This is a genomic window from Herbaspirillum sp. YR522, from assembly GCF_000282575.1.
Lineage (GTDB): Bacteria > Pseudomonadota > Gammaproteobacteria > Burkholderiales > Burkholderiaceae_D > Herbaspirillum.
The window spans coordinates 107511-129130 of the sequence record NZ_AKJA01000103.1; the positions used below are offsets into that span (position 1 = coordinate 107511).

Genomic DNA, 21620 nt, shown 5'->3' on the forward strand with positions numbered 1-21620 from the left:
TCACGCCATGTCGCACGGCAACATTCACAGCGGTGCCGGTTCGCGCTTGCGTTTGTTCTTGCCGGTGCCGGCTGGCGGCAGGGGGTCGCCCAGCGCCTGGTGGCGCGCGGCCTTGTCCATGTCGGCCAACTGCCTGACCCGCGCATAGAAATCGCCGAAGTCGCGGCTCTGCGCAAACAGCGTCTTGAAGGCCGGCACCAGGTCGTGATACGCGCCCACCAGCGCCAGGTGCGCATTCGACAGTGGCATGGCGAACCAGCGATCGTAGCCGGCATAGCCGTCCCACCGGGTCTGCTTGAGCTGCGCGTATTCTGCGCGCAGATCATCGAAGACCTGCTGCTTGCGCTGGCGCTTGAGGGCGTCGCTGGCGTCGCTGTCGTAGTTGTCTTTGAGACGATCGCGGTACTTGTCGAGCAAGGCCAGGAAGTCGCGCTTGCGCTCGGCAAAGCGTCGATAGGCGTCGATCATCTTCTGGTCCGAACGGGCCGCCAGCCAGCGCTCCACGCCGAGCTCCTCGACCGCCACCGCAAAGCCTTCGTTGAACGGGGTGTCGTCGCGCGCATAGACCACCTGATGCGCCAGCTCATGGAAGATCAGCCGCGCCAGTTCGCCATCGGGATACTGGATGAAGGTCGAGATGACGGGATCGTTGAACCAGCCCAGGGTCGAGTAGGCAGGCACGCCGGCCACCTGCACGTCATAGCCCCGCTGCTTCAGTTGCGCTGCGTATTGCTGCGCCGCCTGCTGGCTGTAGTAACCCCGATAATCGACGCAGCCGGCGATGGGAAAACACCACTGGTGCGCCTTGAGCGACAACTCGGGGGCCGCCACCACGTTCCACAGCACGAACGGGCGATCGAGCTGGGCATAGGTCCTGTAACTGCCGTTGTCAGGCAAACCCAGCTCGGTCACCGCGAACCGGCGCACCTGGCGCACCGTCCTGAGCTTGGCCTTGAGCGTGTCGGCGGCGGCCGGGTCGTCGATCCAGTCGTCCAGCGGCCGCGCCTGCGCCAGCAATGAAAACTGCCCGTGCGCGGCCTGCGCATAGTAGGCCACCGCACTGCAGCCGCCCAGCAGCAGCGCCGTCGCCGCCACGGCCATCATGCGCAGCAGGCAGGGCAGTCTCATGCGCGCTCCAGTTTCTCCACCTGCACCAGCACGTCATAGAAGGTGGGCGCATTGCCCATGTCGGTCAGGCGCTGGCTGGTGACTTCATTGACGTTCTTGCCATCGGCGGCGAACTTCTTCCACCAGATCGACAACCCCACCACCAGTCCGATGCGCGCCTTGTCGGTCACGCGCACGCGCGCCTGCATGCTGCCACGATCATTGAAGATGCGCACCATGTCGCCCTCGGCGATGGCGCGCGCGCCGGCGTCGACCGGATGCATGTCCAGGCGCGGTTCACCTTCGGTGTCGCGCAGGCTTTGCACATTGACGAATGACGAATTGAGGAAGTTGCGTGCCGGCGGCGAGATCATCGCCAGCGGGTACTTGAGCGCCAGGTCCGGGTTGCTCAGTGCCGATTCATAGGGAGCGATATAGGCGGGCAACGGGTCGAGTCCGGCCGCCAGCATCTGCGCCGAGTAGAACTCGCACTTGCCCGAGGGCGTGGCAAAGCCACCCTCGGCAAAGGGCGCGTCGGGCATGGCCAGGCGCTGCCATCCCTTCTGCTTGAGCAGTTCCCAGTCATAGCCTGCGCTGCGCGGGTGGTCGCGGTCGAAGGCGACGGCGGCGATCTGCTCATCGCTGTGGCCGAAGCATTCTTCATCGAAACCCATGGCCGCGGCCAGCAGGCGGAAGAACTCGGTATTGGGCTTGGCTTCACCCAGCGGCGCGATGGCGGCGTTGTTGGCCATCATGTAGACATGGCCGTAGGCACTATGCACATCCACGTGTTCGAGCTGGGTGGTAGCCGGCAATACGATGTCGGCATAGTCCGCGGTATCGGTCTGGAAATGCTCCAGCACCACGGTAAACAGGTCTTCACGGGCAAAGCCCCGGGCCACCTTGGCCGATTCGGGCGCCACCGCCACCGGGTTGGAGTTGTAGACGATCAACGCTTCGATCCGGGGACCGAATTCGGCGCTGGCCGGCTTGAGCAGCTCGTCGCCTATGGTGCTCATGTTGATGGTGCGCGCCGCGCGACCATGGCGCGCGGCCAGGTCGGGTCGCGACAGCGCGGCGTTATCGCGCACGAACGAATCCGAGGTCGACAGTTGCATGCCACCGGCCGCGTGGCGCCATGCGCCCACCAGCGCCGGCAGGCAGGCGATATTGCGCGCCGCCATGCCGCCACCGCGTACCCGCTGCAGGCCGTAGTTGGCGCGGATCATGGCGCCTTCGCCGGCCAGCGCCGCGGCGGCGTATTCGCGCGCCAGCGCCGTGACCTCGGCCGAGGTGATGCCGCAGACCTCGGCCGTATGCTGTGGCGTCCACTGTTGGACGCGCTGCTTCAACTGCTCGAAGCCCAGCGTGTGGCGGGCGATGTAGTCGTGGTCCAGCAGGTCCTCGCCGATCAGCACATGCATCATGCCCAGCGCCAGGGCGGCGTCGGTGCCGGGCAGCAGGGCGATATGGCGATGACACTTCTCGGCCGTCAGCGAGCGATAGGGGTCGATGGCGATGATGCGCGCGCCATTGCGCTTGGCCGCTTGCACCCGGGTCCAGAAATGCAGGTTGGAGGCGATCGGGTTGCCGCCCCAGATGACGATCAGCTTGGCGTGCTGCACGTGTTCGAGGTCGGTGCCGATGCGCGCGCCCACGGTATAGCGATAGCCCACGCCACCGGCCGAGGAGCAGATGGTGCGTTCCAGTTGCGAGGCCCCCAGCCGATTGAAGAAGCGACCCGCCATCGATTCGGTCTGCACCAGGCCCATGGTGCCGGCAAAGCTGTAGGGCAGGATCGCCTGCGGGTCACGCAGGGCGATGGCGCCCAGGCGGTCGGCGATGGTGGCGATGGCCTGCTCCCAGCTGATGCGTTCGAACTTGCCCTCGCCCTTGGCACCGACCCGGCGCATCGGGTACAGCAGGCGGTCCTTGTGATAGGTGCGCTCGGTATAGCGCGAGACCTTGGTACATAGCACGCCGGCTGTGGTGGGATGGTCGGGGTCGCCCTTGACCTCGGTGGCCACTCCGTCCTTGACCGTGACCAGCAAGGCGCAGGTGTCGGGGCAATCGTGGGGGCAGGCGGCGCGTACTATCGTGGTGGACATGAAAATGGGCAGCAAATTGGTGACTGGCGTGAACCTGCGGCGCCCCGGCATGACCGCAAAGGCGCCGCTGGCGGCAAAACAGTTACTTTATCTTAAAATGCCTTGCCTCTCCCCGACCTTGTCGGTCCGAGGGGCATCCCGGGTAACCGGGCGCTGCGGCTTGCATGCAATCGCGCCCATGCGGGTAAGATAGCCGCACACCGACAATACACAGGTAACGCCATGAAACTCATCGACCCCATCGTACGCTTGCACGCCGAATTGCAAGAGATCCGCCGCGACATCCACGCCCATCCCGAACTGAGCTATGAAGAACAGCGCACCTCCGACGTGGTGGCAGGCAAGCTGGGCCAATGGGGCATCCCGGTGGTGCGCGGCCTGGGCGTGACCGGGGTGGTGGGCATCATCAAGAACGGCGACAGCCCACGCGCCATCGGCTTGCGCGCCGACATGGACGCCCTGCCCATGCCCGAACTCAATACCTTCCCGCACGCTTCGCGCCATGCAGGCAAGATGCACGCCTGCGGTCATGACGGCCACACCGCCATGCTGCTGGGTGCGGCGCACTACCTGGCCGAACATCGCAATTTCGATGGCACCGTCTATGTGATCTTCCAGCCGGCCGAAGAAGGCGGCCGCGGCGCCGAGCGCATGATCCAGGATGGCCTGTTCGACAAATATCCGATGGACGCCGTGTTCGGCATGCACAACTGGCCCGGCATCGCGGCCGGTCATTTTGCCGTCACGCCCGGCCCGATGATGGCCTCCAGCAACGAGTTCGAGGTCACCGTACGGGGCAAGGGTTCGCATGCGGCGCAACCGCACAAGGCGATCGATCCGGTCATGACGGCGGTGCAGATCGCCCAGGCCTGGCAGACCATCGTCTCGCGCAACGCCAATCCCAACGACCCTGCCGTGGTGTCGATCACCCAGATCAACGCCGGCAGCGCCACCAATGTGATCCCCGACAGTGCCACCCTGGCCGGGACCGTGCGCACCTTCAGCACGGCAGTGCTGGATATGATCGAACGCCGCATGCAGGAAATCGCCCGGCACACGGCGGCCGCCTTCGACGCCACGGTGGACTTTCGCTTCACGCGCAACTATCCGCCCCTGATCAACCACGAGAAAGAGACCGCCTTCGCCGTCGAGGTGCTCACCGAGCAGTTCGGGGTCGAGCATGTCGACGCCCGCGCCGAACCCACCATGGGCGCCGAGGACTTTGCCTTCATGCTGCAGCACCGCCCCGGTTGCTACGTGTTCCTGGGCAACGGCGACGGCGGCCATCGCGACCATGGCCACGGCCTGGGCCCCTGCAACCTGCACAACCCCAGCTACGACTTCAACGATGACCTGCTGCCCATCGGCGCCACCTATTGGGTACGCCTGGCCGAGCGGTTCCTGCCGTCGCGCTGAAACGATTGCCGCGCCATCATAATTAAAACAAGGAGACTTTTATGCAATATCTCGCCACCATCCTGGTACTGGCCATCGCCGTCGAACACGTCTGGATCCTGGTGCTGGAGATGTTCCTGTGGACCCATCCGATCGGGCTCAAGGCGTTTCGCCAGTCGCGCGAGGCGGCCCAGGCATCGCGCGTGCTGGCCGCCAACCAGGGGCTGTACAACGGTTTCCTGGCGGCCGGGCTGTTCTGGGGGGCGTGGCGCGGCGACCATGCGATCCAGCTGTTCTTCGTCGGCTGCGTATTGGTCGCCGGCGTCTACGGCGGCCTCAGCGCCAAGAAGTCGATCCTGTATGTGCAGGCGCTGCCGGCGGCCGTCACGCTGGCCCTGCTGCTCGCACTGCCTTGACGCTGGCCGCGCGCGCCGCATGCTCGGCAAAGCGGCGCGCCGGTTCCGGCAGGGCATCGAAATCGTTGGCGTACAGGCATAGCTGGCGGGTTGCCCAGCTGTCGCTCAATTGCACCGCCTGCAAGCGGCGCGCCCCGACATTGCGAAACACGCCCTGCGGCATCACCCCGATGCCCATGCCGCATTCGATCATGCTGCACATCACCGACAGGCTGTCGACCTCCATGCGCTGGCGCAATACCTTGCGCGCCTGGCTGGCCGCGCGCGCCAGCGACTGTTGGACCGCGCTGCTGCCGCGTACGCCGATCTGCTCGTAATCGAGCGCCTCGGCGTAGGCGATGCATTCGGCGCTGGCCAGCGGATGGGCGCGCGGCACCGCCAGCACCAGGCGCTCGGTTCGATACGGACGCCACTGCAAGGCCGGCACCTGGCCGTCCAGGCTGCACAGTCCGAGATCGGCCTCGCGCGCCAGCACCATCGAGGCCACCTGGCTGCTGCTGCACTGTTGCAGGTCGATGCGGATTTCGGGATGGCTCTGGGCAAACCCGGCCAGGTCGGCCGGCAGGAACTGCTCGACCGCCGAGGCGCTGGCGGCCAGCCGTACCCGGCCGCGCACGCCGCGCGCACTTTCGGCCAGGTCCGCCAGGTCCAGCCGCAGGCGTTCGGCCTGGGCCAGGATCGCCTGCGCATGGACCTGCACCTGCTCGCCCAGGAATGTCGGCCGCACGCCACGGGCGTGACGTTGCAGCAACGGTGCGCCGGCCAGCAGCTCCAGCTCGGCTACCCGCTTGCTCAGCGCCGAAGCGGCCAGCTGCCCGCGTGCGGCGGCACCGGCGATGCTGCCGCACTCGCAGATCAGGATGAACAGGTCCAGCGTGCCAAGGTCGAGCTGGCGCAGGAAGTTACGGGGGGAAAGCGAACTCGCCATCGACGGTGCCTGGTGTGAAGGTCAAGCGCAGATCTTAACAAAAAACAGCCAGCCATCGCCAAATGGCATGGCTGCCACGAATTTATGGCGCTTCTAGCGAGAAAGACTGGCAGTTACGATGATTTTCTTTTGCCAGCCATTCCACCATACGATGCCTCAACCCACCCTACTGTCCCCGGATGCGCTTGAAGTCGCCGCCGCGCTGATCGACCTCGAAGCCGTGCGCATCATGAAGGACCAAGCCTTTTTCTATACATCCGGCTGGGCCAGCCCGGTCTACGTCGACACCCGCCTGCTGATGTCGGACGTCGCCCGCCGCCGCACCATCGTCGAACTGGCCGCCCGCCGGCTGGCGCCGGTGGTGGCCGCACGCGGCATCAACGCCATCGTCGGCGCCGAGAGCTCCGGCATCGCACTGGCGGCGTGGATTGCCGACCGCCTGGAATTGCCCCTGCTGTACCTGCGCAAGCGCGCGCTGGGCTGGGGCAACGACGCGCGCCTCGAGGGCCGCTTGCCGGCCAGCCCGCAAGTGGTCTTCATCGATGACGCCACCACCGACGCCCGCAGCAAGATCGCTGCGGTGACGGCCTTGCGCGCCGGCGGCGCCACCGTCCAGGATTGCATGGTGGTACTCGACTACGGCATCTATCCGCAAGCGCCCGAGCGCCTGGCGGCCCACGACCTTGCGTTGCACGGGCTGACCAGCTGGCCGGCCTTGCTGTCGGTGCTGCAACAGCGTCCCGAGCTGACCGCACAGACGCGCGACATGCTGGCCGCGTTCAGCCGCGATCCGGCGGCGTGGTCGCTGGCCCATGGAGGGGCCGGCGCATGACACCAGTCGAACTGAAGCAATTGGGCCAGCGCATCCTCGACGACGTCGCCGCCGCATCGCGCGATGGCGAGGGCATCACCCGCGAGAGTTTCGGCGCCGGCGAAGAACGGGCGCTGCAGGTGCTGGAACGACACGCCCATGCGCTGGGCCTGCACGCCGAACGCGACCGCTACCAGAACCTGTGGCTGCGCCTGCCGCAGGACGCGCGAGCGGCGCCGCCGGTGGTGATCGGCTCGCACGTCGACTCGGTGCCGCTGGGCGGCAATTTCGATGGCCTCGCCGGCGTGGTGGCGGGCATCCTGGTGCTGCTGCGCATGCGCGAGCACTGGCAATCGGCGCCGCCGATCCAGGTGCTGGCACTGCGTGGCGAAGAGAGCGCCTGGTACGGCCGCGCCTATGCCGGTTCGCTGGCGCTGCTGGGCAAGTTGCCGCGCAGTGCGCTGGCGCTGGCACATCGCAGCGGCCACGGCACGCTGGGCCAGGCAATGGCCGATAGCGGCATCGATGTCGACGCCATCGCCCGCGGCGAGGCGCTGGTGGGCGCCGGCGACATGGCCGCATGGCTGGAGCTGCATATCGAGCAGGGACCGGTGATGGTGGCGCGCGAATGGCCCACGGCAGTGGTCACGGGCATTCGCGGCAACATCCGCCATAACCGTATCCGCTGCATCGGCGAAGCCGGCCATTCGGGTGCGGTGCCGCGCTGGCTGCGGCGCGACGCCATGCTGGCGGTGGCGCAACTGCTGGCCCGCATGGACGAACATTGGCGGGTGTTGCTGCAGATGGGCATGGACCTGGTGATGACCTGCGGCATCTGCTCGACCCTGCCCGATTCGCACGCGGTGTCGGTGATCCCGGGCGAAGTGCAGTTCAGCTTCGAGGTGCGTAGCCAGGACCGCGATACGCTGGAACGCTTCTATGCACTGATGCAGCAGGAATGCAATGCACTGGCTGCCGAACGGGGCGTGCGCTTCGAACTGGACGAGCAGTTGACGTCGGCGCCGGCCACCATGGACAGCCAATGGATCGCCCGGCTGTCGCAGGCGGCGGCAGCGGCCGGCCTGCCAGCCGAGACCATCCCCAGCGGCGCCGGCCACGATGCGGCGGTGTTTGCCAATGCCGGCATCCCGGCGGCGATGGTGTTCATCCGCAATGCCAACGGCTCGCACAATGTGCATGAACGCATGGACATGGACGACTTCATGGCCGGCGTCGATGTGTTGACCCGGGCCATCCGGGACAGCGAGAGCAACCAGGCCGACGCTGCGTCCACGGTGGCCGCGGCCGCCTAGCGGGTCCGGCGCAAGCGCTCAGCGCGCTGCGCCGGCCGGCTCGCGCAGCAGGCGGATGTCGCCGTACCAGGACTCGGCCTGCTGCAGCGTGTTGTCGGCATCGGTGAGCACGCCCACACCGATGAGGCGACCGGGCTTTTCACCGAATATCCTTTCATAATCCTCGGCCACGTTGCGCTGGTATTGCTGCCATTGCCCCACGTGCGCCGGCCCGCTCTGGACCACCAGCATCTGGATGCGACCGGTGCGGCTGTTGGCGATCACGCTGCCGACCGGCGCCTTGCCGTCCCACACGTACATCAGGGTGGCATAGGGCAACTCGTGGCCCGTGAGCAGCTTGGCCGTGTCGAACAGGATGGTATCCATCAGCGACAGCTTGTCGTGGTCGCCGTCGAAGGCCAGCACGATGCGCACAGGCGCGTCGTCGGTTTCCCGCGCGCTGACATCGGCGCCCGGGACCAGGGCCGAGGTCTTCCAGCTCCACGCCAGCCAGGGTTTCCGGTTGACGTCGATATCGACCGCGTGGCGCAGGCCCGACGAGGCCTGGTCGGCCTTGGCGTGCAACACGGTGCGGCCACCCTCCTCGACCAGCGTGTATTCGGTCGGCTTCTTCTTGCGGGTCAGCGTCAATGGCGCCCAGTCCGCCGGCAGCGCGCCAGCCGGGTTGGCCGAGAACAGGGCCAGCGCCTGGTCCAGCCGCGCCTGCTTGGCGGCGGCATCGGCCGGCACGCTCGAACGGGACGCCGCGCAACCGGCAAGCGCCAGGACGGTGGCCACCAAAAGGCAATGACCGAAGGCAGTCGCAAGACGCGAAGGACGCAATTTCATGGAAGTCAACCGAAGAAGCGACCACCCCGGTCGCGATAAAAAAGACTAACCGTCCGACCCGCCCGGCACCATCGGGGAAATCCTGAACCTGGCCGCGCCCCCGCGCGACTCAGTTCTGCTGCTGCAATATCTGGATGAACATCTTGGCCAGAGATGACAGCGTGGTGTTCTTGCGGGTGACGATGCCGTAGTGCTCGATGCGGGTCTTGAGCGCGACAGGCAGGATACACAACATCTGCTTGGCGGCGAAGAAATGCGCAATGTCCAGTGGCATCACGGCCACCATGTTCGACTGCGCCAGCAGCGTCACGGTCACGAACGGCGACGCCGTCTCGATCACATGGCCCGGCACCTTCATGCCCTCGAGCTTGAACTCGTGCTCGATCCAGATGCGCATGGGCATGTTGCTCGAATACAGGATCCAGGATGCATCGGAGAGCTCCGGCAGGCGCACCTTCTGCGCGGTGGCCAGCGGATGGTCGATGCCGCTGACGATGCACATCGGTTCGCCGCGCAGCATTTCGTAGTTGTACAGGTTGGGCTGGGAGCTGACCGACGAACGCCCGATCATCAGGTCGATGCGCCCCTGGTCGAGCAGCAGCAGCTGGCGCGCGCTGGTATCTTCGGCGATCTCGATGGACACCTCGGGCTGGATCTCGCGCAAGCGCGTCAGCGCCCTGGTCACCACCGGCGCGGCGCCCATGATGGTGCCGATGGAGAGTCGACCTCCGCGCCCGCTGATCATGTTCTGCAGTTCGTCGCGCAGGTTGGACACATCGCTCTGGATCAGTCGCGCGTAGCGAATCACGCAGCGACCGAGCTCGGTGGCCTCGATGCCGCGCGGGGAGCGGTCGAACAGGATCACGCCCAGCGCGTCCTCCATCTCGTGCAGCGCCTTGGTGGCCGCCGGCTGCGTCATGTGCATGACCTCGGCGGCCTTGTGCAACGAGCCCTGCTCATCGAGCGCCGTCAGCAGGGCGACTTGACGAAAGCGCAAGCGGCTGACAATCGACCCCACCGAGGGCAGCTCGGGGGCCCCGCCGGCGAGTTGGTTATCACCCGATGAATTAAGCTCATTGGACATCGTTTTGTAAGCCTCTTATATTCGGTCCTGCGAAAAACCAACATGCTAGCGTATCTATCGGCCAGCCGAACCGATACGTTAAAAAAGCAGGAGACTTTTGCGAAATCGACCTGGCGGTGCAACAAATTCCTGCCAGCTGCGAATGCGCCGATCGACGAGCGAATTCTCGTCCGGGCCGCACGCCGGTTTCGCCATGGCCATCCCATTGGATTCGTCACACGGAATCAAGTTACCGATCGGAGACAAGGTGAGGCTGATTCAATTCATGGACCGCGAAGGTGCGCGCAAGGTCGGCATCGTCGACGGATCGAAGATCCAGGTGATCTCGCAGGTGAGCCGCATGCGCGAACTGGCATTGCTGGCGATCCGCCAGGGCAATGGCCTGGAGCGCCAGGCGCAACTGCTCAACAGCAACCAGGTCGAGGACTATGCCGCGATCCTGAAGGAGCAGCGCATCCTGGCGCCGCTGGATCATGAGGACCCGGCCCATTGCCGCATCGCCGGCGCCGGCGCCACCCATCTCAGCAGCACCTCGACCCGCGACAAGATGCATCGCCAGATCGACGGCGAGGAGATGTCCAAGACCGACACCATGCGCATGTACGAATGGGGCATGCAAGGCGGTCGCCCCGGCCCGGGACGGGTCGGCGTTCAGTCGGAATGGTTCTACAAGGGCGATGGCGACATCGTGGTGGCTCCCGGCCAGGCGCTGCCCTGCCCCGACTTTGCGCTCGACGCCGGCGAAGAACCGGAGCTGGTGGGCCTATATGTGATCGACGACGAAGGCTGTCCGCGGCGCCTGGGCTTTGCCATCGGCAACGAGTTCTCGGACCATGTCATGGAGCGCCGCAATTACCTCTACCAGGCGCACTCCAAGCTGCGCTACTGCTCGTTCGGCCCCGAGCTGCGGGTCGGCGCGCTGCCCCCGCACCTGGTGGGCATGACGCGCATCCGCCGCAATGGAAGGGTGATCTGGGAACAGGAATTCTTCTGCGGCCAGGACAACATGTGCCACCAGATCGAGAACCTGGAGTACCACCATTTCAAGTACAACCAGGTGCTGCGCCCGGGCGATGTGCATGCCTACTTCCTGGGTGCGGCCACGCTGTCGTTCGCCTACAGCGTGCGCACCCAGCCCGGCGACAGCTTCGAGATCGGCATCGCCGAACTGGGAGAACCGCTGGTCAACGGCATCGTCCAGGTCGCCACCCGCTTCGCCATCGATGGCGTCAGGCAGATGTAGACGTTGCGGGCCCGTTTCACCAACAGGCGTGAGACGGGCTCTTGCAGGATCGCAGTACCAAGCCACCTGGCGCCAGACCCGCAAGAGGTCGCGCAGGGCAGCCGGATCGACCTCCTGCCGCCCGCCGCCAGCCATGAAACCACCGGTAACAGGAGACCGCCCATGCACCATCCCCACCTCGATAGATCGGGCCTTGCGCCCATGCAGCGCCGCATCGTGCGACCTTAAGGCCGCACCTCGTCCGTCCAACCGGAGCATCAATGAATTACACATTTGATTTCATGAGTGTGTTCGCCAACTGGGATCGCCTGCTGGTCGGCGCCTGGCTGACGATCCAGCTCTCCGCCCTGTCGATCGTACTGGGCTTCGTGGTCGGCACCTTGTGTGCGATTGCCTATAAAAGCAAGAACTGGCTGCTGCATGGGCTGGTGAAGATATACGTCGAAGTCATCCGCAATACGCCGCTGCTGGTGCAGGTGTTCCTGGTGTTCTTCGGCCTGGCCAGCATCGGCTGGAAGCTGACCGCCGAGACCGCCGCCGTGATTGCGCTTACCGTCAACGTCGGCGCCTACACCGCCGAGATCATGCGGGCCGGGTTCAACTCCATCCATCCGGGCCAGATCGAGGCGGCCGAATGCCTGGGCATGTCGAAGTTCCATGTGTACTGGCATGTGGTGCTGTTGCCGGCGGTGGAACGGGTCTACCCGTCGCTGACCAGCCAGTTCATCCTGCTGATGCTGGCCTCGAGCATCACCTCGCAGATCTCGGCCGAGGAACTGACCGCCACCGCCAACCTGGTGCAGTCCGAGACCTTCCGTAGCTTCGAGGTGTATGCCGTCATCGCCGTGGCCTACCTGGGCTTGTCGTTCCTGTTCCGTGCGGCCTTCTGGCTGATCAGCCAGATCGCCTTCGTGCGCAAGCGCAAGCTCGGCACCAACCTGTAAGGACTCGACATGAATTCATTTACCTTCCTGCACGTCGAGTACCTGTTGCAAGCCGCCGTCTGGACCGTGGTGCTGTCGCTGGTGGCGTTCGTCTTCGGCGGACTGGCCGGCATCGTCATCGCCCTGTGGCGGGTGTCCCCCAATGCGACGCTGCGTGCCATCGCCAGCTGGTACATCCAGATCGTCCAGGGCATCCCGTTGCTGGTGATCCTGTTCGTGTCGTACTTCGGCCTGGCCATTGCCGGCTTCAAGCTGACGCCACTGGTGGCCGCCGGCATCTCGTTTGCGATCTATTGCGCCGCCTTCCTGGGCGAGATCTGGCGCGGGTGCATCCAGGCGGTGCCCAAGACCCAGTGGGAAGCCTCCGAATGCCTGGGCTTCAACCGCTTCGAGCAACTGACCAAGGTGATCCTGCCGCAAGCGGTCAAGATCGCCACCCCGCCCACCGTCGGCTTCATGGTGCAGATCGTCAAGAACACCTCGCTGGCCTCGGTGATCGGCTTCGTCGACCTGGCCCGTGCCGGCCAGATCATCAATAACTCGACCTTCCAGCCCTTCACCGTATTCGGTTGTGTGGCGCTGATCTATTTTTGCCTCTGCTACCCGCTGTCGGCGCTGTCCAAGCACTTCGAAAGGAAATTGAATGTCAGCAATCGTTAAGATCAAGGATCTGCACAAGAGCTTCGGCACGAACAAGGTGTTGAACGGTGTCTCGCTGGACGTCGAAAAAGGCCAGATGGTCGCCATCATCGGCCGCAGCGGCTCCGGCAAGAGCACCCTGTTGCGCTGCCTGAACGGGCTGGAGAAGGTCGACGCCGGCAACATCAACGTCTGCGGCCACGACATCCATCATCCGGATCGTCTCAACCTGCGCGAACTGCGCAAGCAGGTGGGCATCGTGTTCCAGAGCTACAACCTGTTCCCGCATCTCACGGTGGAGCGCAACATCACGCTGGCGCTGACCACGATCAAGAAGATGTCGGCCGACGAAGCCAAGAAGATCTCCCGCAACGTGCTGCAACTGGTCGGCCTGGAAGAGAAGAAAGAGGCCTATCCCGAGCAGCTCTCGGGCGGCCAGCAACAACGCGTGGCGATCGCCCGCTCGCTGGCCATGGCGCCGGAACTGATGCTGTTCGACGAAGTGACCTCGGCACTCGACCCGGAGCTGACCTCGGAAGTGCTCAAGGTCATGGAAGACCTGGCCAAGCAGGGCATGACCATGGTGCTGGTGACGCACGAAATGGCATTTGCGCGCAAACTGGCCGATGTGCTGGTGTTCATGCACCAGGGCCAGGTGTGGGAAGTGGGCCCGCCCGACGAGCTCTTTTCCAACCCCAAGACGGCCGAGCTGCAGAAGTTCGTCTCCAGCGATCTCTGATCCCGGACCGGCTGCCTGCCCCCAGAAACCAGAAGACCCTAGAAGTACCCAAAGTACCTTTTCACCTCAGGAGACATCAATGAATACCTTACTCAACTTCACCAAGAAAGCCGCCGCCGTGGTGCTGGGCATCGCCTGCTTCGCGCAGGTGGCGCATGCCGATGCACTGGCCGATATCAAGGCCCGCAAGAAGGTGCTGGTCGCCATCGACCTGGGCGCGCCCCCGTTCGGCATGACCAGCGCCAAGCTCGAGCCGCAGGGTTCGGATGTGGAAACCGCGCGTGCCCTGGCCAAGGACCTGGGGGTGGAACTGGAGATCGTGCAGGTCACCGGCCCCAACCGCATTCCCTTCCTGATGACAGGCAAGGCCGACATGGTGATCGCCTCCTTCTCGATCACGCCGGAACGCCAGAAGGTGGTGGCGTTCTCGCAACCGTACGGCGCTTCGCAGTTCGTGGTGGCCGCGGCCAAGGGTGAAAACATCAAGAGCCTCAATGACCTGGCCGGCAAGCGCGTGGCCGTGGTGCGCGGCAACATGCAGGATTCGCTGCTGACCCCGTTGGCGCCCAAGGGCACCACCATCGTGCGCTTCGATGACGACGCCACCGTGACCGCCGCCATCGTCTCGGGCCAGGTCGATGCGTTCTGCACGCCCAACTCGCTGGCCAGCGCGGTAGCCAAGCAGAACCCGTCCAAGAACCTCGAGACCAAGTTCGCGATCAAGGATATTCCGTATGCCATCGGGATCCGCAAGAACGAGCCGGCACTCGAGAAGTGGCTCAACGACTGGATCGCCGTCAACCTCAAGAGCGGCAAGCTGGCCGGCATCTACCAGCAATGGGTGGGCAGCCCCATGCCTGACCTGACGCAGTTCGCTGCCAAGTAAGACGATCGCCATTGACCTGGCCGATCCGAGGTCGGCCAGGGTTTTCGTTAGCCAAGTTCGTTACGCTCTCATCGAGATCATCATGAAACCTATTTCTCCCATCATTCGATTGAGTCCGGTCGATGATGTCGTCATTGCGCGCCGGCAGTTGATTTCCGGCACGGTGCTGGAAGAAGAGGCCGGACTCAAGGTCCAGGGCCTGATTCCCGCCGGGCACAAGATGGCCACCCGCGCCATCGCCGCCGGCGAACCGGTCAAGCGCTATGGCCAGATCATCGGCACCGCCAGCCAAGCCATCGAGCCAGGTCAGCACGTGCATACGCACAATCTGGCAATGGCGGAATTTTCGCGTGAGCATCACTTCGGGGCGGATGTCAAACCGGTCGACTTCGTCGACCAGCCGGCTACCTTCATGGGCATCGTGCGCCCGGACGGCCGGGTCGCCACCCGCAACTATATCGGCGTGCTGACCTCGGTCAATTGCTCGGCCACGGCCGCGCGCGCCATCGCCGATTATTTCCGTCGCGACATCCACCCCGAGGCGCTGGCCGGGTTTCCCAACGTCGATGGCGTCGTGGCGCTGACCCATGGCCTGGGTTGCGCAGTGGATTCGCTGGGCGAGCCGCTGCAGATGCTGCGCCGCACGCTGGCCGGCTACGCCAAGCACCCCAACTTCGCTGCGGTGCTGGTGGTGGGACTGGGGTGCGAGACCAACCAGATCTCGGGCCTGATGGAAAGCCACGACCTCAAGGAAGGCGAGTTCTTCCATACCTTCACCATCCAGAGCACCGGCGGCACCGCCAAGACGGTGGCGCTGGGCATCGAGAAGATCAAGAAGATGCTGCCGGCTGCCAATGCCGTCGTGCGCGAGCCGGTACCGGCCAAGCACCTGACGCTGGGCCTGCAATGCGGCGGCTCCGATGGCTATTCGGGCATTACCGCCAACCCGGCCCTGGGCGCGGCAGTGGACCTGCTGGTCCGGCACGGCGGCACCGCGATCCTGTCGGAGACACCGGAGATCTACGGCGCCGAACACCTGCTGACACGCCGCGCGGTGTCGTCCGAGGTGGGCCAGAAGCTGCTGGCGCGCATCGACTGGTGGGAACAATATTGCGCCAAGAATGACGCCGAGATGAACAACAATCCGTCGGCCGGCAACAAGGCGGGCGGGCTGACGACCATCCTCGAGAAATCGCTGGGGGCGGTCGCCAAGGGCGGCACCACCAACCTGGTGGACGTCTACAAGTATGCCGAGACCGTGACCGCGCACGGCTTCGTGTTCATGGACACGCCGGGCTACGACCCGATCTCGGCCACCGGCCAGGTGGCCGGCGGCGCCAACGTGATCTGCTTTACCACCGGCCGCGGTTCGGCCTATGGCTGCGCCCCCTCGCCATCGCTCAAGCTGGCGACCAATACTGCCCTGTGGCAGCGCCAGGAAGAAGACATGGACATCAACTGCGGCGAGATCGCCGATGGCCTGGCGACACCGCAGCAGATCGGCGAGCGCTTCTTCCAGATGATCCTCGACACCGCGTCCGGCAAGAAGACCAAGAGCGAACTGCACGGCTACGGGCAGGACGAATTCGTGCCCTGGCACATCGGGGTCTATACCTGAGCATGGCATGTCGCCGCTGCCGCTGGTCGCCAGGACCAGCGGCATTTTTGCTTATATGGATCGACCTCGCCGGGCTCGCCTGAGCCGCCGGCTCCCTCCAACATCCAAGGATTCATCAGAAAATGGCACACACATTCACGATCGAGGCGCACCTGCCCGAGGACCACGCCCAGGCCACCCTGGTCGGCCGTATCTGGCAACCGGGCGTGGGCCCGGTGCTGGTCAAGGTAGATGCCGAGGGCGTCTACGACCTCAGCAGTATCGCCGCCACGTCCAGCCAGTTGCTGGAACTGGACGACCCTGCGGCAGTGGTGAACGCAGCCCACGCCCCGCGCCTGGCCGATCTGCAGGACCTGCTGGACAACGCCGACGCCGCACGGCGCGACACGTCACGCCCGTGGCTGCTGGCGCCGATCGACCTGCAGGCGATCAAGGCCAGCGGCGTGACCTTCGTGGCCAGCATGCTGGAACGGGTGATCGAAGAACAGGCACGCGGCGATGCCGGCCGTGCCGAAGCGGTACGCCAGGCGATCACCGCCGTCATCGGCGACAACCTCTCGAGCGTGGTGCCGGGTTCGCCGGAGGCGGCCAGGCTCAAGGAAGTGCTGCTGCAACAGGGGGTGTGGTCGCAATACCTGGAAGTGGGCATCGGCCCCGACGCCGAGATCTTCACCAAGGCCCAGCCGCTGTCGTCGGTGGGCCTGGGCGACGAGGTCGGAATCCATCCCAAGTCGGTCTGGAACAACCCGGAACCCGAGATCGTGCTGGCCATCAACAGCCGCGGCAAGGTGGTGGGCGCGGCGCTGGGCAACGACGTCAACCTGCGCGACTTCGAAGGCCGCAGCGCGCTGTTGCTGGGCAAGGCCAAGGACAACAACGCATCGTGTTCGGTGGGGCCTTTTATTCGCCTGTTCGATGCAAAGTTTTCAATTGACGACGTGCGTCGCGCCGAACTTACAATGCGGGTCGATGGCACCGAGGGCTTTACGCTCAAGGGCAGCAGTTCGATGTCGATGATCAGCCGTGATCCGCTGCAACTGGTGGAGCACGCCATCGGTCCCAACCACCAGTACCCCGACGGCCTGGTATTGTTCCTGGGCACCATGTTCGCGCCGACCCAGGACCGGTTCGGCCCGGGCCAGGGCTTTACCCACCAGGTGGCCGATATCGTGACGATCGCCACGCCGCGACTCGGGGCCCTGGTCAATACGGTAAACTTCAGCGACAAGACCGCGCCGTGGACCTTTGGTCTGTCTGCATTGTTCAAGAACCTGGCACAACGAAAACTCATTTAACAAAGGAATTTCCATGTCTGCATCCACCGGACGCCTCGCCGGCAAGACCGTCCTCATCACCGCCGCCGCGCAAGGTATCGGCCGCGCCTCGACCGAGCTGTTTGCCCGCGAAGGCGCACGCGTGATCGCCACCGACATCAGCCAGCAGCACCTGGACCAGCTGGGCGGTATCGCCGGGGTCGAGACCCACATCCTGGATGTGACCGACGATGCCGCCATCAAGAAGCTGGTGGCCGACATCGGCACCATCGACGTGCTGTTCAATTGCGCCGGCTATGTTGCCGCCGGCAATATCCTGGAATGCGACGACAAGGCCTGGGACTTCTCGTTCAACCTCAACGCCAAGGCCATGTTCCACACCATCCGTGCGGTGCTGCCGGGCATGCTGGCCAAGAAGGCCGGTTCGATCGTCAACATCGCCTCGGCCGCTTCCAGCGTCAAGGGCGTGGCCAACCGCTTCGCCTACGGCGCCAGCAAGGCGGCCGTGGTCGGCCTGACCAAGTCGGTCGCGGCCGACTTCGTGGCGCAGGGCGTGCGCTGCAACGCGATCTGCCCGGGCACCATCGAGTCGCCTTCGCTGAACCAGCGCATCAGCACCCAGGCCAAGGAAAGCGGCAAGAGCGAAGCCGAAGTGCGCGCTGCCTTCGTCGGTCGCCAACCCATGGGCCGTATCGGCAAAGCCGAGGAAGTCGCCGCGCTGGCGTTGTACCTGGCCTCGGACGAATCGAACTTCACCACCGGTTCGATTCACATGATCGACGGCGGCTGGTCTAACTGATTCGTCGCTCGGCACTGGCGGCACCGGACGGCATGCGCGACAACGCGCATGCCGTTTTTTGTCGCCCGGCCCTTGGCCGGCGGGGGCGCCAAGCTCGACGGCGCATGGTTTATGAATCGCTGGCGTCGGCGCATAATGGATGTTTCTGTTATCCTGGACCCGTGTCATGACCCATCCCATCATTTCCGCCGACCAGCTCGAGACCGTCATCGACCAGCCCATGCTGCTGGGCGAATCGCCCCTGTGGCATGCCGAGCAAGGCGCACTGTACTGGATCGACATCCCGGGCCAGGCCGTGCATCGCCTGCAGGTAGCCCTCGGCCAGCACCAGAGCTGGCCCATGGCGCAGCAACCCGGCGCCATCGCCAAGCATGCGCAGGGCGGGCTGGTGGTGGCATTGCGCTCGGGCATGGCGCACCTCGATACCGATACCGGCGCGCTGGTGCCACTGCTCGAGGCCCCCTACGATACCGATCACATCCGTTTCAACGATGGCCGCTGCGATGCGGCGGGGCGCTTCTGGTGCGGCACCATCTACGAGCCGCGCGACCGCGAGGCGGGCACCTTGTACAGCTTCGAGCGCAACGTGCTGCGGGACGCGCACCATGCGGTGACCACTTCCAACGGCGTCGCCTTCAGCCCGGACCAGCGGCTGATGTACCACAGCAATACGCCGGGCCACCGCATCAACGTCTACGACTTCGACCTGGCCACCGGCAACACCAGCAATTGCCGCCTGCTGCGCCAGTTCGACAGCGACAAGTCCGCCGCCGACTACGGCGGGCGTCCCGACGGCGCCGCCGTCGATAGCGAAGGCGCCTATTGGTGCGCGATGTTCGAGGGCGGCCAGGTACTGCGCCTGTCGACGCAAGGCGAGATCCTGCAGGAGATCAGACTGCCGGCCCGCTGCCCGACCATGGTGGCCTTCGGCGACGCCGACCTGCGCACGCTCTATATCACCACCGGGCGGCACGGGCGCAGCGAACAAGAGCTGCGCCAATATCCGCTTTCCGGTCACCTGCTCAAGCTGCGCGTGGACGTGGCCGGACGCCTGGAATACAGCTATCGGCCTTGAAGTCATCCGTCGCCACGACAAGAACCCTCCGGGAGACAGGCCATGAGCCGCTACATCCTTGCCCTCGACCAGGGCACTACCAGTTCGCGCGCGATCCTGTTCGATCGCCAGGGACGTATCGCCGCCACGCAGCAGAAGGAATTTCCCCAGCACTATCCGCAATCGGGCTGGGTCGAGCATGACGCCAACGACATCTGGCGTTCGCAGCTGGAGGTGGCACAGGCGGTGTTGAAGACCCATGGCATCGATGCCGCCGATATCAGCGCGGTCGGCATCACCAACCAGCGCGAAACCACCGTGGTATGGGATCGCGCCACGGGCGAGCCGATCTGCCCGGCCATCGTCTGGCAGGACCGGCGCACCGCCCAATTGTGCGACCGGTTGCGTGAGGCAGGCCATGAAGCGCTGTTCCTGCGCCGTACCGGACTGGTACTGGATGCTTATTTCTCCGGCACCAAGCTGCACTGGATCCTGGAACATGTCGACAGTGCGCGGGCGCGCGCCGAGCGCGGGGAGCTGGCTTTCGGCACGGTCGATTCATGGTTGATCTACAAGCTGAGCGGCGCGCATGTGACCGACGGCAGCAATGCATCGCGCAGCCTGCTGTTCGACATTCATCGTGGATGCTGGGATAGCGAACTGCTGACCCTGTTGCAGATACCCGAATCGCTGTTGCCGCGCGTGGTGGCCAGCAGTGGCGTGGCCGCGCATACCGACGCGCGCTGGCTGGGCCGGGCGCTGCCCATCGCCGGTATCGCAGGCGACCAGCAGGCGGCAACCTTCGGCCAGACCTGCCTGCGTGAGGGCATGGTCAAGAACACCTATGGCACCGGCTGTTTCATGCTGATGCAGACCGGTGCCAGGCCGGCCGTGTCGCATAACAAGTTATTGACCACGATAGGCTGGAGCTTTGCCGGGCCGGACCAGCCGCGCGATGTGTCCTATATGCTGGAAGGCAGCATCTTCGTCGCCGGTGCCGTGGTGCAGTGGTTACGCGACGGCCTGGGCATCATCGGCAAGTCCGCCGATATCGAGACCCTGGCAGCGCAGGTCGACGATAACGGCGGCGTCTATTTCATGCCCGCCTTCACCGGGCTGGGTACGCCGCACTGGGACCCGTATGCCCGAGGCAGCATCAGCGGCCTGACGCGCGGCGCCACCGCCGCCCATATCGCCCGTGCAGCATTGGAAAGCATCGCCTATCAGACAGCCGATGTACTCGACGCGATGCAGAAGGACGCCTCGATCACGCTGAGCGAATTGCGGGTCGACGGCGGCGCCGCCCGCAACGATCTGTTGATGCAATTCCAGGCCGACATGCTGGGGGTGCCGGTGGTGCGTCCGCAGGTTACCGAGACGACCGCACTGGGCGCAGCGTTCCTGGCCGGCCTGGCGACCGGCTTCTGGCGCTCGCTCGACGAGATCGCCTCGCTATGGCAGGTGGATCGACGCTTCGAACCGCAGATGGATCACGTCCGGCGTGAACAATTGCTTCACCGCTGGCGTCGTGCGGTCGACTGTTCGCGCGGATGGATGAAGGACGAGGAAGCGCCTGGCAGGTGACGGCGCGCGCGGGCGGTGCCGAGCTCGAATTTCATCGACATCGATTTCGAATGGGCCAGCATACGATTCTAATGATTGTGAGAGAATACTGCGTCGTCGAGGACGCCCCGCACCTTCGCGCTGTCACTCCGGGGTAGCCCGCTTTGTTCAATACTAATTACACATTTCGCGTCGAAAGAGGACTTATGACCAAATTGAAGAGCCTGGTAGCCAAGCTGGCTGTCGCTGGCATTGCAACGTTTGCCTTTACCGCGTCCAGCTACGCCGTCGATGGCGTGTCGGTTGAATACGGCACCGGCAACAACACCCAGCTGGTTCGCCTGGGCGCGCAATGGAACTGGGGTCCGAACTGGAATTTCTGGCAATCCAACGGTACCCACATTGGCGGTTACTGGGATCTGTCGCTGGCCAACTGGCGCATGAATCATTACAACAACACCAATAGCAGCGGCAACCTGGTCGATATCGGCTTGACGCCCGTGTTCCGCTTCCAGCGCGACGACGGCAAGGGTTTCTACGGCGAAGCCGGTATCGGTGTGCACCTGTTCTCCAAGCTCTACCGCAACAACGACAAGGTATTGTCGACCGCATTCCAGTTCGGCGATCACGTCGGTGCCGGCTATGTGTTCAACAATGGCCTGGACCTGGGTTTCCGCTTGCAGCATTTCTCCAACGGCGGCATCAAGCAACCGAACGGCGGCGTGAATTTTGCCGTGGCACGTGTGGCTTACAAGTTCTGATCGCCGAACGGGCGATGCGGCCCGTGGGCTGCGACAGGAAACCGGCGTTTGCGCCGGTTTTTTTTCGTCTGGCCGGCGGGCTTTTCATCAGCTGTCGGCAAGTCTCCTGG

20 protein-coding genes are annotated in these 21620 nt (G+C 64.7%); 15 read left to right on the forward strand and 5 right to left on the reverse strand.

Annotated elements, in window-relative coordinates; all coding sequences use genetic code 11:
- Window positions 1–24: 24 nt before the first annotated feature.
- A complete protein-coding gene (locus PMI40_RS13410; protein WP_008116243.1) occupies window positions 25–1128 on the reverse strand; it encodes an aminopeptidase in 1104 nt (367 codons plus the stop codon).
- Window positions 1125–3215: a molybdopterin-dependent oxidoreductase gene (locus PMI40_RS13415; RefSeq protein WP_040502046.1), complete on the reverse strand. Its 2091-nt coding sequence runs from the start codon at window positions 3213–3215 to the stop codon at window positions 1125–1127. Before PMI40_RS13415 ends, PMI40_RS13410 begins: the two co-directional genes overlap by 4 nt.
- Window positions 3216–3437: 222 nt before the next feature.
- Between PMI40_RS13415 and PMI40_RS13420 the strand changes: the two genes are divergently transcribed.
- Entirely contained in the window at window positions 3438–4631 is a 1194-nt protein-coding gene (locus tag PMI40_RS13420) for a M20 aminoacylase family protein (protein ID WP_008116248.1), read from the forward strand.
- Window positions 4632–4672: 41 nt separating this feature from the next.
- Entirely contained in the window at window positions 4673–5026 is a 354-nt protein-coding gene (locus PMI40_RS13425; RefSeq protein ID WP_008116250.1) for a DUF1304 domain-containing protein, read from the forward strand.
- Here PMI40_RS13425 and PMI40_RS13430 read toward each other — a convergent pair.
- Window positions 4995–5954, reverse strand: coding sequence for a LysR substrate-binding domain-containing protein (locus PMI40_RS13430; protein ID WP_008116252.1), 960 nt, complete (start codon window positions 5952–5954; stop codon window positions 4995–4997). The genes PMI40_RS13425 and PMI40_RS13430 overlap by 32 nt on opposite strands.
- Before the next feature lie 151 nt (window positions 5955–6105).
- On the opposite strand from PMI40_RS13430, the gene PMI40_RS13435 reads away from it, so the two are divergent.
- Window positions 6106–6786: an orotate phosphoribosyltransferase gene (locus PMI40_RS13435; protein WP_008116253.1), complete on the forward strand. Its 681-nt coding sequence runs from the start codon at window positions 6106–6108 to the stop codon at window positions 6784–6786.
- On the forward strand, window positions 6783–8078 hold the full coding sequence (locus PMI40_RS13440) for a hydantoinase/carbamoylase family amidase (protein WP_008116255.1): 1296 nt from the start codon (window positions 6783–6785) through the stop codon (window positions 8076–8078). The genes PMI40_RS13435 and PMI40_RS13440 overlap by 4 nt, the downstream gene beginning before the upstream one ends.
- 18 nt (window positions 8079–8096) lie before the next feature.
- Here the strand turns inward: PMI40_RS13440 and PMI40_RS13445 are convergent, their stop codons facing one another.
- Both PMI40_RS13445 and PMI40_RS13450 read right to left on the reverse strand, forming a co-directional pair.
- Window positions 8097–8906, reverse strand: coding sequence for a DUF3047 domain-containing protein (locus PMI40_RS13445; protein ID WP_008116257.1), 810 nt, complete (start codon window positions 8904–8906; stop codon window positions 8097–8099).
- Between the two features lie 109 nt (window positions 8907–9015).
- Window positions 9016–9990 carry a LysR family transcriptional regulator gene (locus tag PMI40_RS13450; RefSeq protein WP_008116259.1) on the reverse strand — a complete coding sequence of 325 codons (975 nt, stop codon included), beginning with the start codon at window positions 9988–9990 and terminating at the stop codon, window positions 9016–9018.
- A gap of 247 nt (window positions 9991–10237) precedes the next feature.
- Here PMI40_RS13450 and araD1 point away from each other — a divergent pair, with 247 nt between their 5' ends.
- From araD1 to PMI40_RS13505, 11 genes are all read left to right on the forward strand, one after another.
- Complete coding sequence (gene araD1 / locus PMI40_RS13455) at window positions 10238–11233, forward strand: AraD1 family protein (protein WP_040502048.1); 996 nt, start codon at window positions 10238–10240, stop codon at window positions 11231–11233.
- A 260-nt stretch (window positions 11234–11493) separates the two neighbouring features.
- Complete coding sequence (locus PMI40_RS13460) at window positions 11494–12177, forward strand: amino acid ABC transporter permease (RefSeq protein ID WP_008116263.1); 684 nt, start codon at window positions 11494–11496, stop codon at window positions 12175–12177.
- 9 nt (window positions 12178–12186) lie between these two features.
- Entirely contained in the window at window positions 12187–12837 is a 651-nt protein-coding gene (locus tag PMI40_RS13465; protein ID WP_008116264.1) for an amino acid ABC transporter permease, read from the forward strand.
- Window positions 12821–13555, forward strand: a complete 735-nt coding sequence (locus tag PMI40_RS13470) for an amino acid ABC transporter ATP-binding protein (protein WP_008116266.1) — start codon at window positions 12821–12823, stop codon at window positions 13553–13555. The genes PMI40_RS13465 and PMI40_RS13470 overlap by 17 nt, the downstream gene beginning before the upstream one ends.
- A 79-nt stretch (window positions 13556–13634) precedes the next feature.
- Window positions 13635–14441: a transporter substrate-binding domain-containing protein gene (locus tag PMI40_RS13475; protein ID WP_008116268.1), complete on the forward strand. Its 807-nt coding sequence runs from the start codon at window positions 13635–13637 to the stop codon at window positions 14439–14441.
- 82 nt (window positions 14442–14523) lie between these two features.
- Complete coding sequence (locus tag PMI40_RS13480) at window positions 14524–16059, forward strand: UxaA family hydrolase (RefSeq protein ID WP_008116270.1); 1536 nt, start codon at window positions 14524–14526, stop codon at window positions 16057–16059.
- 122 nt (window positions 16060–16181) lie between these two features.
- On the forward strand, window positions 16182–17354 hold the full coding sequence (locus PMI40_RS13485) for a fumarylacetoacetate hydrolase family protein (RefSeq protein WP_008116272.1): 1173 nt from the start codon (window positions 16182–16184) through the stop codon (window positions 17352–17354).
- Window positions 17355–17367: 13 nt separating this feature from the next.
- Window positions 17368–18132, forward strand: coding sequence for an SDR family oxidoreductase (locus tag PMI40_RS13490; protein WP_008116274.1), 765 nt, complete (start codon window positions 17368–17370; stop codon window positions 18130–18132).
- Between the two features lie 166 nt (window positions 18133–18298).
- Window positions 18299–19207: an SMP-30/gluconolactonase/LRE family protein gene (locus tag PMI40_RS13495; protein WP_008116276.1), complete on the forward strand. Its 909-nt coding sequence runs from the start codon at window positions 18299–18301 to the stop codon at window positions 19205–19207.
- 42 nt (window positions 19208–19249) lie between these two features.
- On the forward strand, window positions 19250–20770 hold the full coding sequence (gene glpK, locus PMI40_RS13500; protein ID WP_008116278.1) for a glycerol kinase GlpK: 1521 nt from the start codon (window positions 19250–19252) through the stop codon (window positions 20768–20770).
- Window positions 20771–20955: 185 nt separating this feature from the next.
- The gene (locus PMI40_RS13505; RefSeq protein ID WP_008116281.1) at window positions 20956–21510 is read left to right on the forward strand and encodes an acyloxyacyl hydrolase; all 555 of its coding nucleotides are present in this window, start codon (window positions 20956–20958) and stop codon (window positions 21508–21510) included.
- Window positions 21511–21620: the final 110 nt, after the last annotated feature.

Excerpts from the sequence above, each read along its gene's own strand:
- PMI40_RS13470 (WP_008116266.1), top strand. The coding sequence starts at position 12,821 with ATGTCAGCAATCGTTAAGATCAAGGATCTGCACAAGAGCTTCGGCACG.
- PMI40_RS13420 (WP_008116248.1), top strand. The coding sequence starts at position 3,438 with ATGAAACTCATCGACCCCATCGTACGCTTGCACGCCGAATTGCAAGAG.
- PMI40_RS13450 (WP_008116259.1), bottom strand. The coding sequence starts at position 9,990 with ATGTCCAATGAGCTTAATTCATCGGGTGATAACCAACTCGCCGGCGGG.
- PMI40_RS13430 (WP_008116252.1), bottom strand. The coding sequence starts at position 5,954 with ATGGCGAGTTCGCTTTCCCCCCGTAACTTCCTGCGCCAGCTCGACCTT.
- PMI40_RS13475 (WP_008116268.1), top strand. The coding sequence starts at position 13,635 with ATGAATACCTTACTCAACTTCACCAAGAAAGCCGCCGCCGTGGTGCTG.
- PMI40_RS13425 (WP_008116250.1), top strand. The coding sequence starts at position 4,673 with ATGCAATATCTCGCCACCATCCTGGTACTGGCCATCGCCGTCGAACAC.
- PMI40_RS13410 (WP_008116243.1), bottom strand. The coding sequence starts at position 1,128 with ATGAGACTGCCCTGCCTGCTGCGCATGATGGCCGTGGCGGCGACGGCG.
- PMI40_RS13435 (WP_008116253.1), top strand. The coding sequence starts at position 6,106 with ATGCCTCAACCCACCCTACTGTCCCCGGATGCGCTTGAAGTCGCCGCC.
- PMI40_RS13445 (WP_008116257.1), bottom strand. The coding sequence starts at position 8,906 with ATGAAATTGCGTCCTTCGCGTCTTGCGACTGCCTTCGGTCATTGCCTT.
- PMI40_RS13415 (WP_040502046.1), bottom strand. The coding sequence starts at position 3,215 with ATGTCCACCACGATAGTACGCGCCGCCTGCCCCCACGATTGCCCCGAC.
- PMI40_RS13460 (WP_008116263.1), top strand. The coding sequence starts at position 11,494 with ATGAATTACACATTTGATTTCATGAGTGTGTTCGCCAACTGGGATCGC.
- PMI40_RS13465 (WP_008116264.1), top strand. The coding sequence starts at position 12,187 with ATGAATTCATTTACCTTCCTGCACGTCGAGTACCTGTTGCAAGCCGCC.
- PMI40_RS13495 (WP_008116276.1), top strand. The coding sequence starts at position 18,299 with ATGACCCATCCCATCATTTCCGCCGACCAGCTCGAGACCGTCATCGAC.
- PMI40_RS13440 (WP_008116255.1), top strand. The coding sequence starts at position 6,783 with ATGACACCAGTCGAACTGAAGCAATTGGGCCAGCGCATCCTCGACGAC.
- PMI40_RS13490 (WP_008116274.1), top strand. The coding sequence starts at position 17,368 with ATGTCTGCATCCACCGGACGCCTCGCCGGCAAGACCGTCCTCATCACC.
- PMI40_RS13485 (WP_008116272.1), top strand. The coding sequence starts at position 16,182 with ATGGCACACACATTCACGATCGAGGCGCACCTGCCCGAGGACCACGCC.
- PMI40_RS13480 (WP_008116270.1), top strand. The coding sequence starts at position 14,524 with ATGAAACCTATTTCTCCCATCATTCGATTGAGTCCGGTCGATGATGTC.
- glpK (WP_008116278.1), top strand. The coding sequence starts at position 19,250 with ATGAGCCGCTACATCCTTGCCCTCGACCAGGGCACTACCAGTTCGCGC.
- PMI40_RS13505 (WP_008116281.1), top strand. The coding sequence starts at position 20,956 with ATGACCAAATTGAAGAGCCTGGTAGCCAAGCTGGCTGTCGCTGGCATT.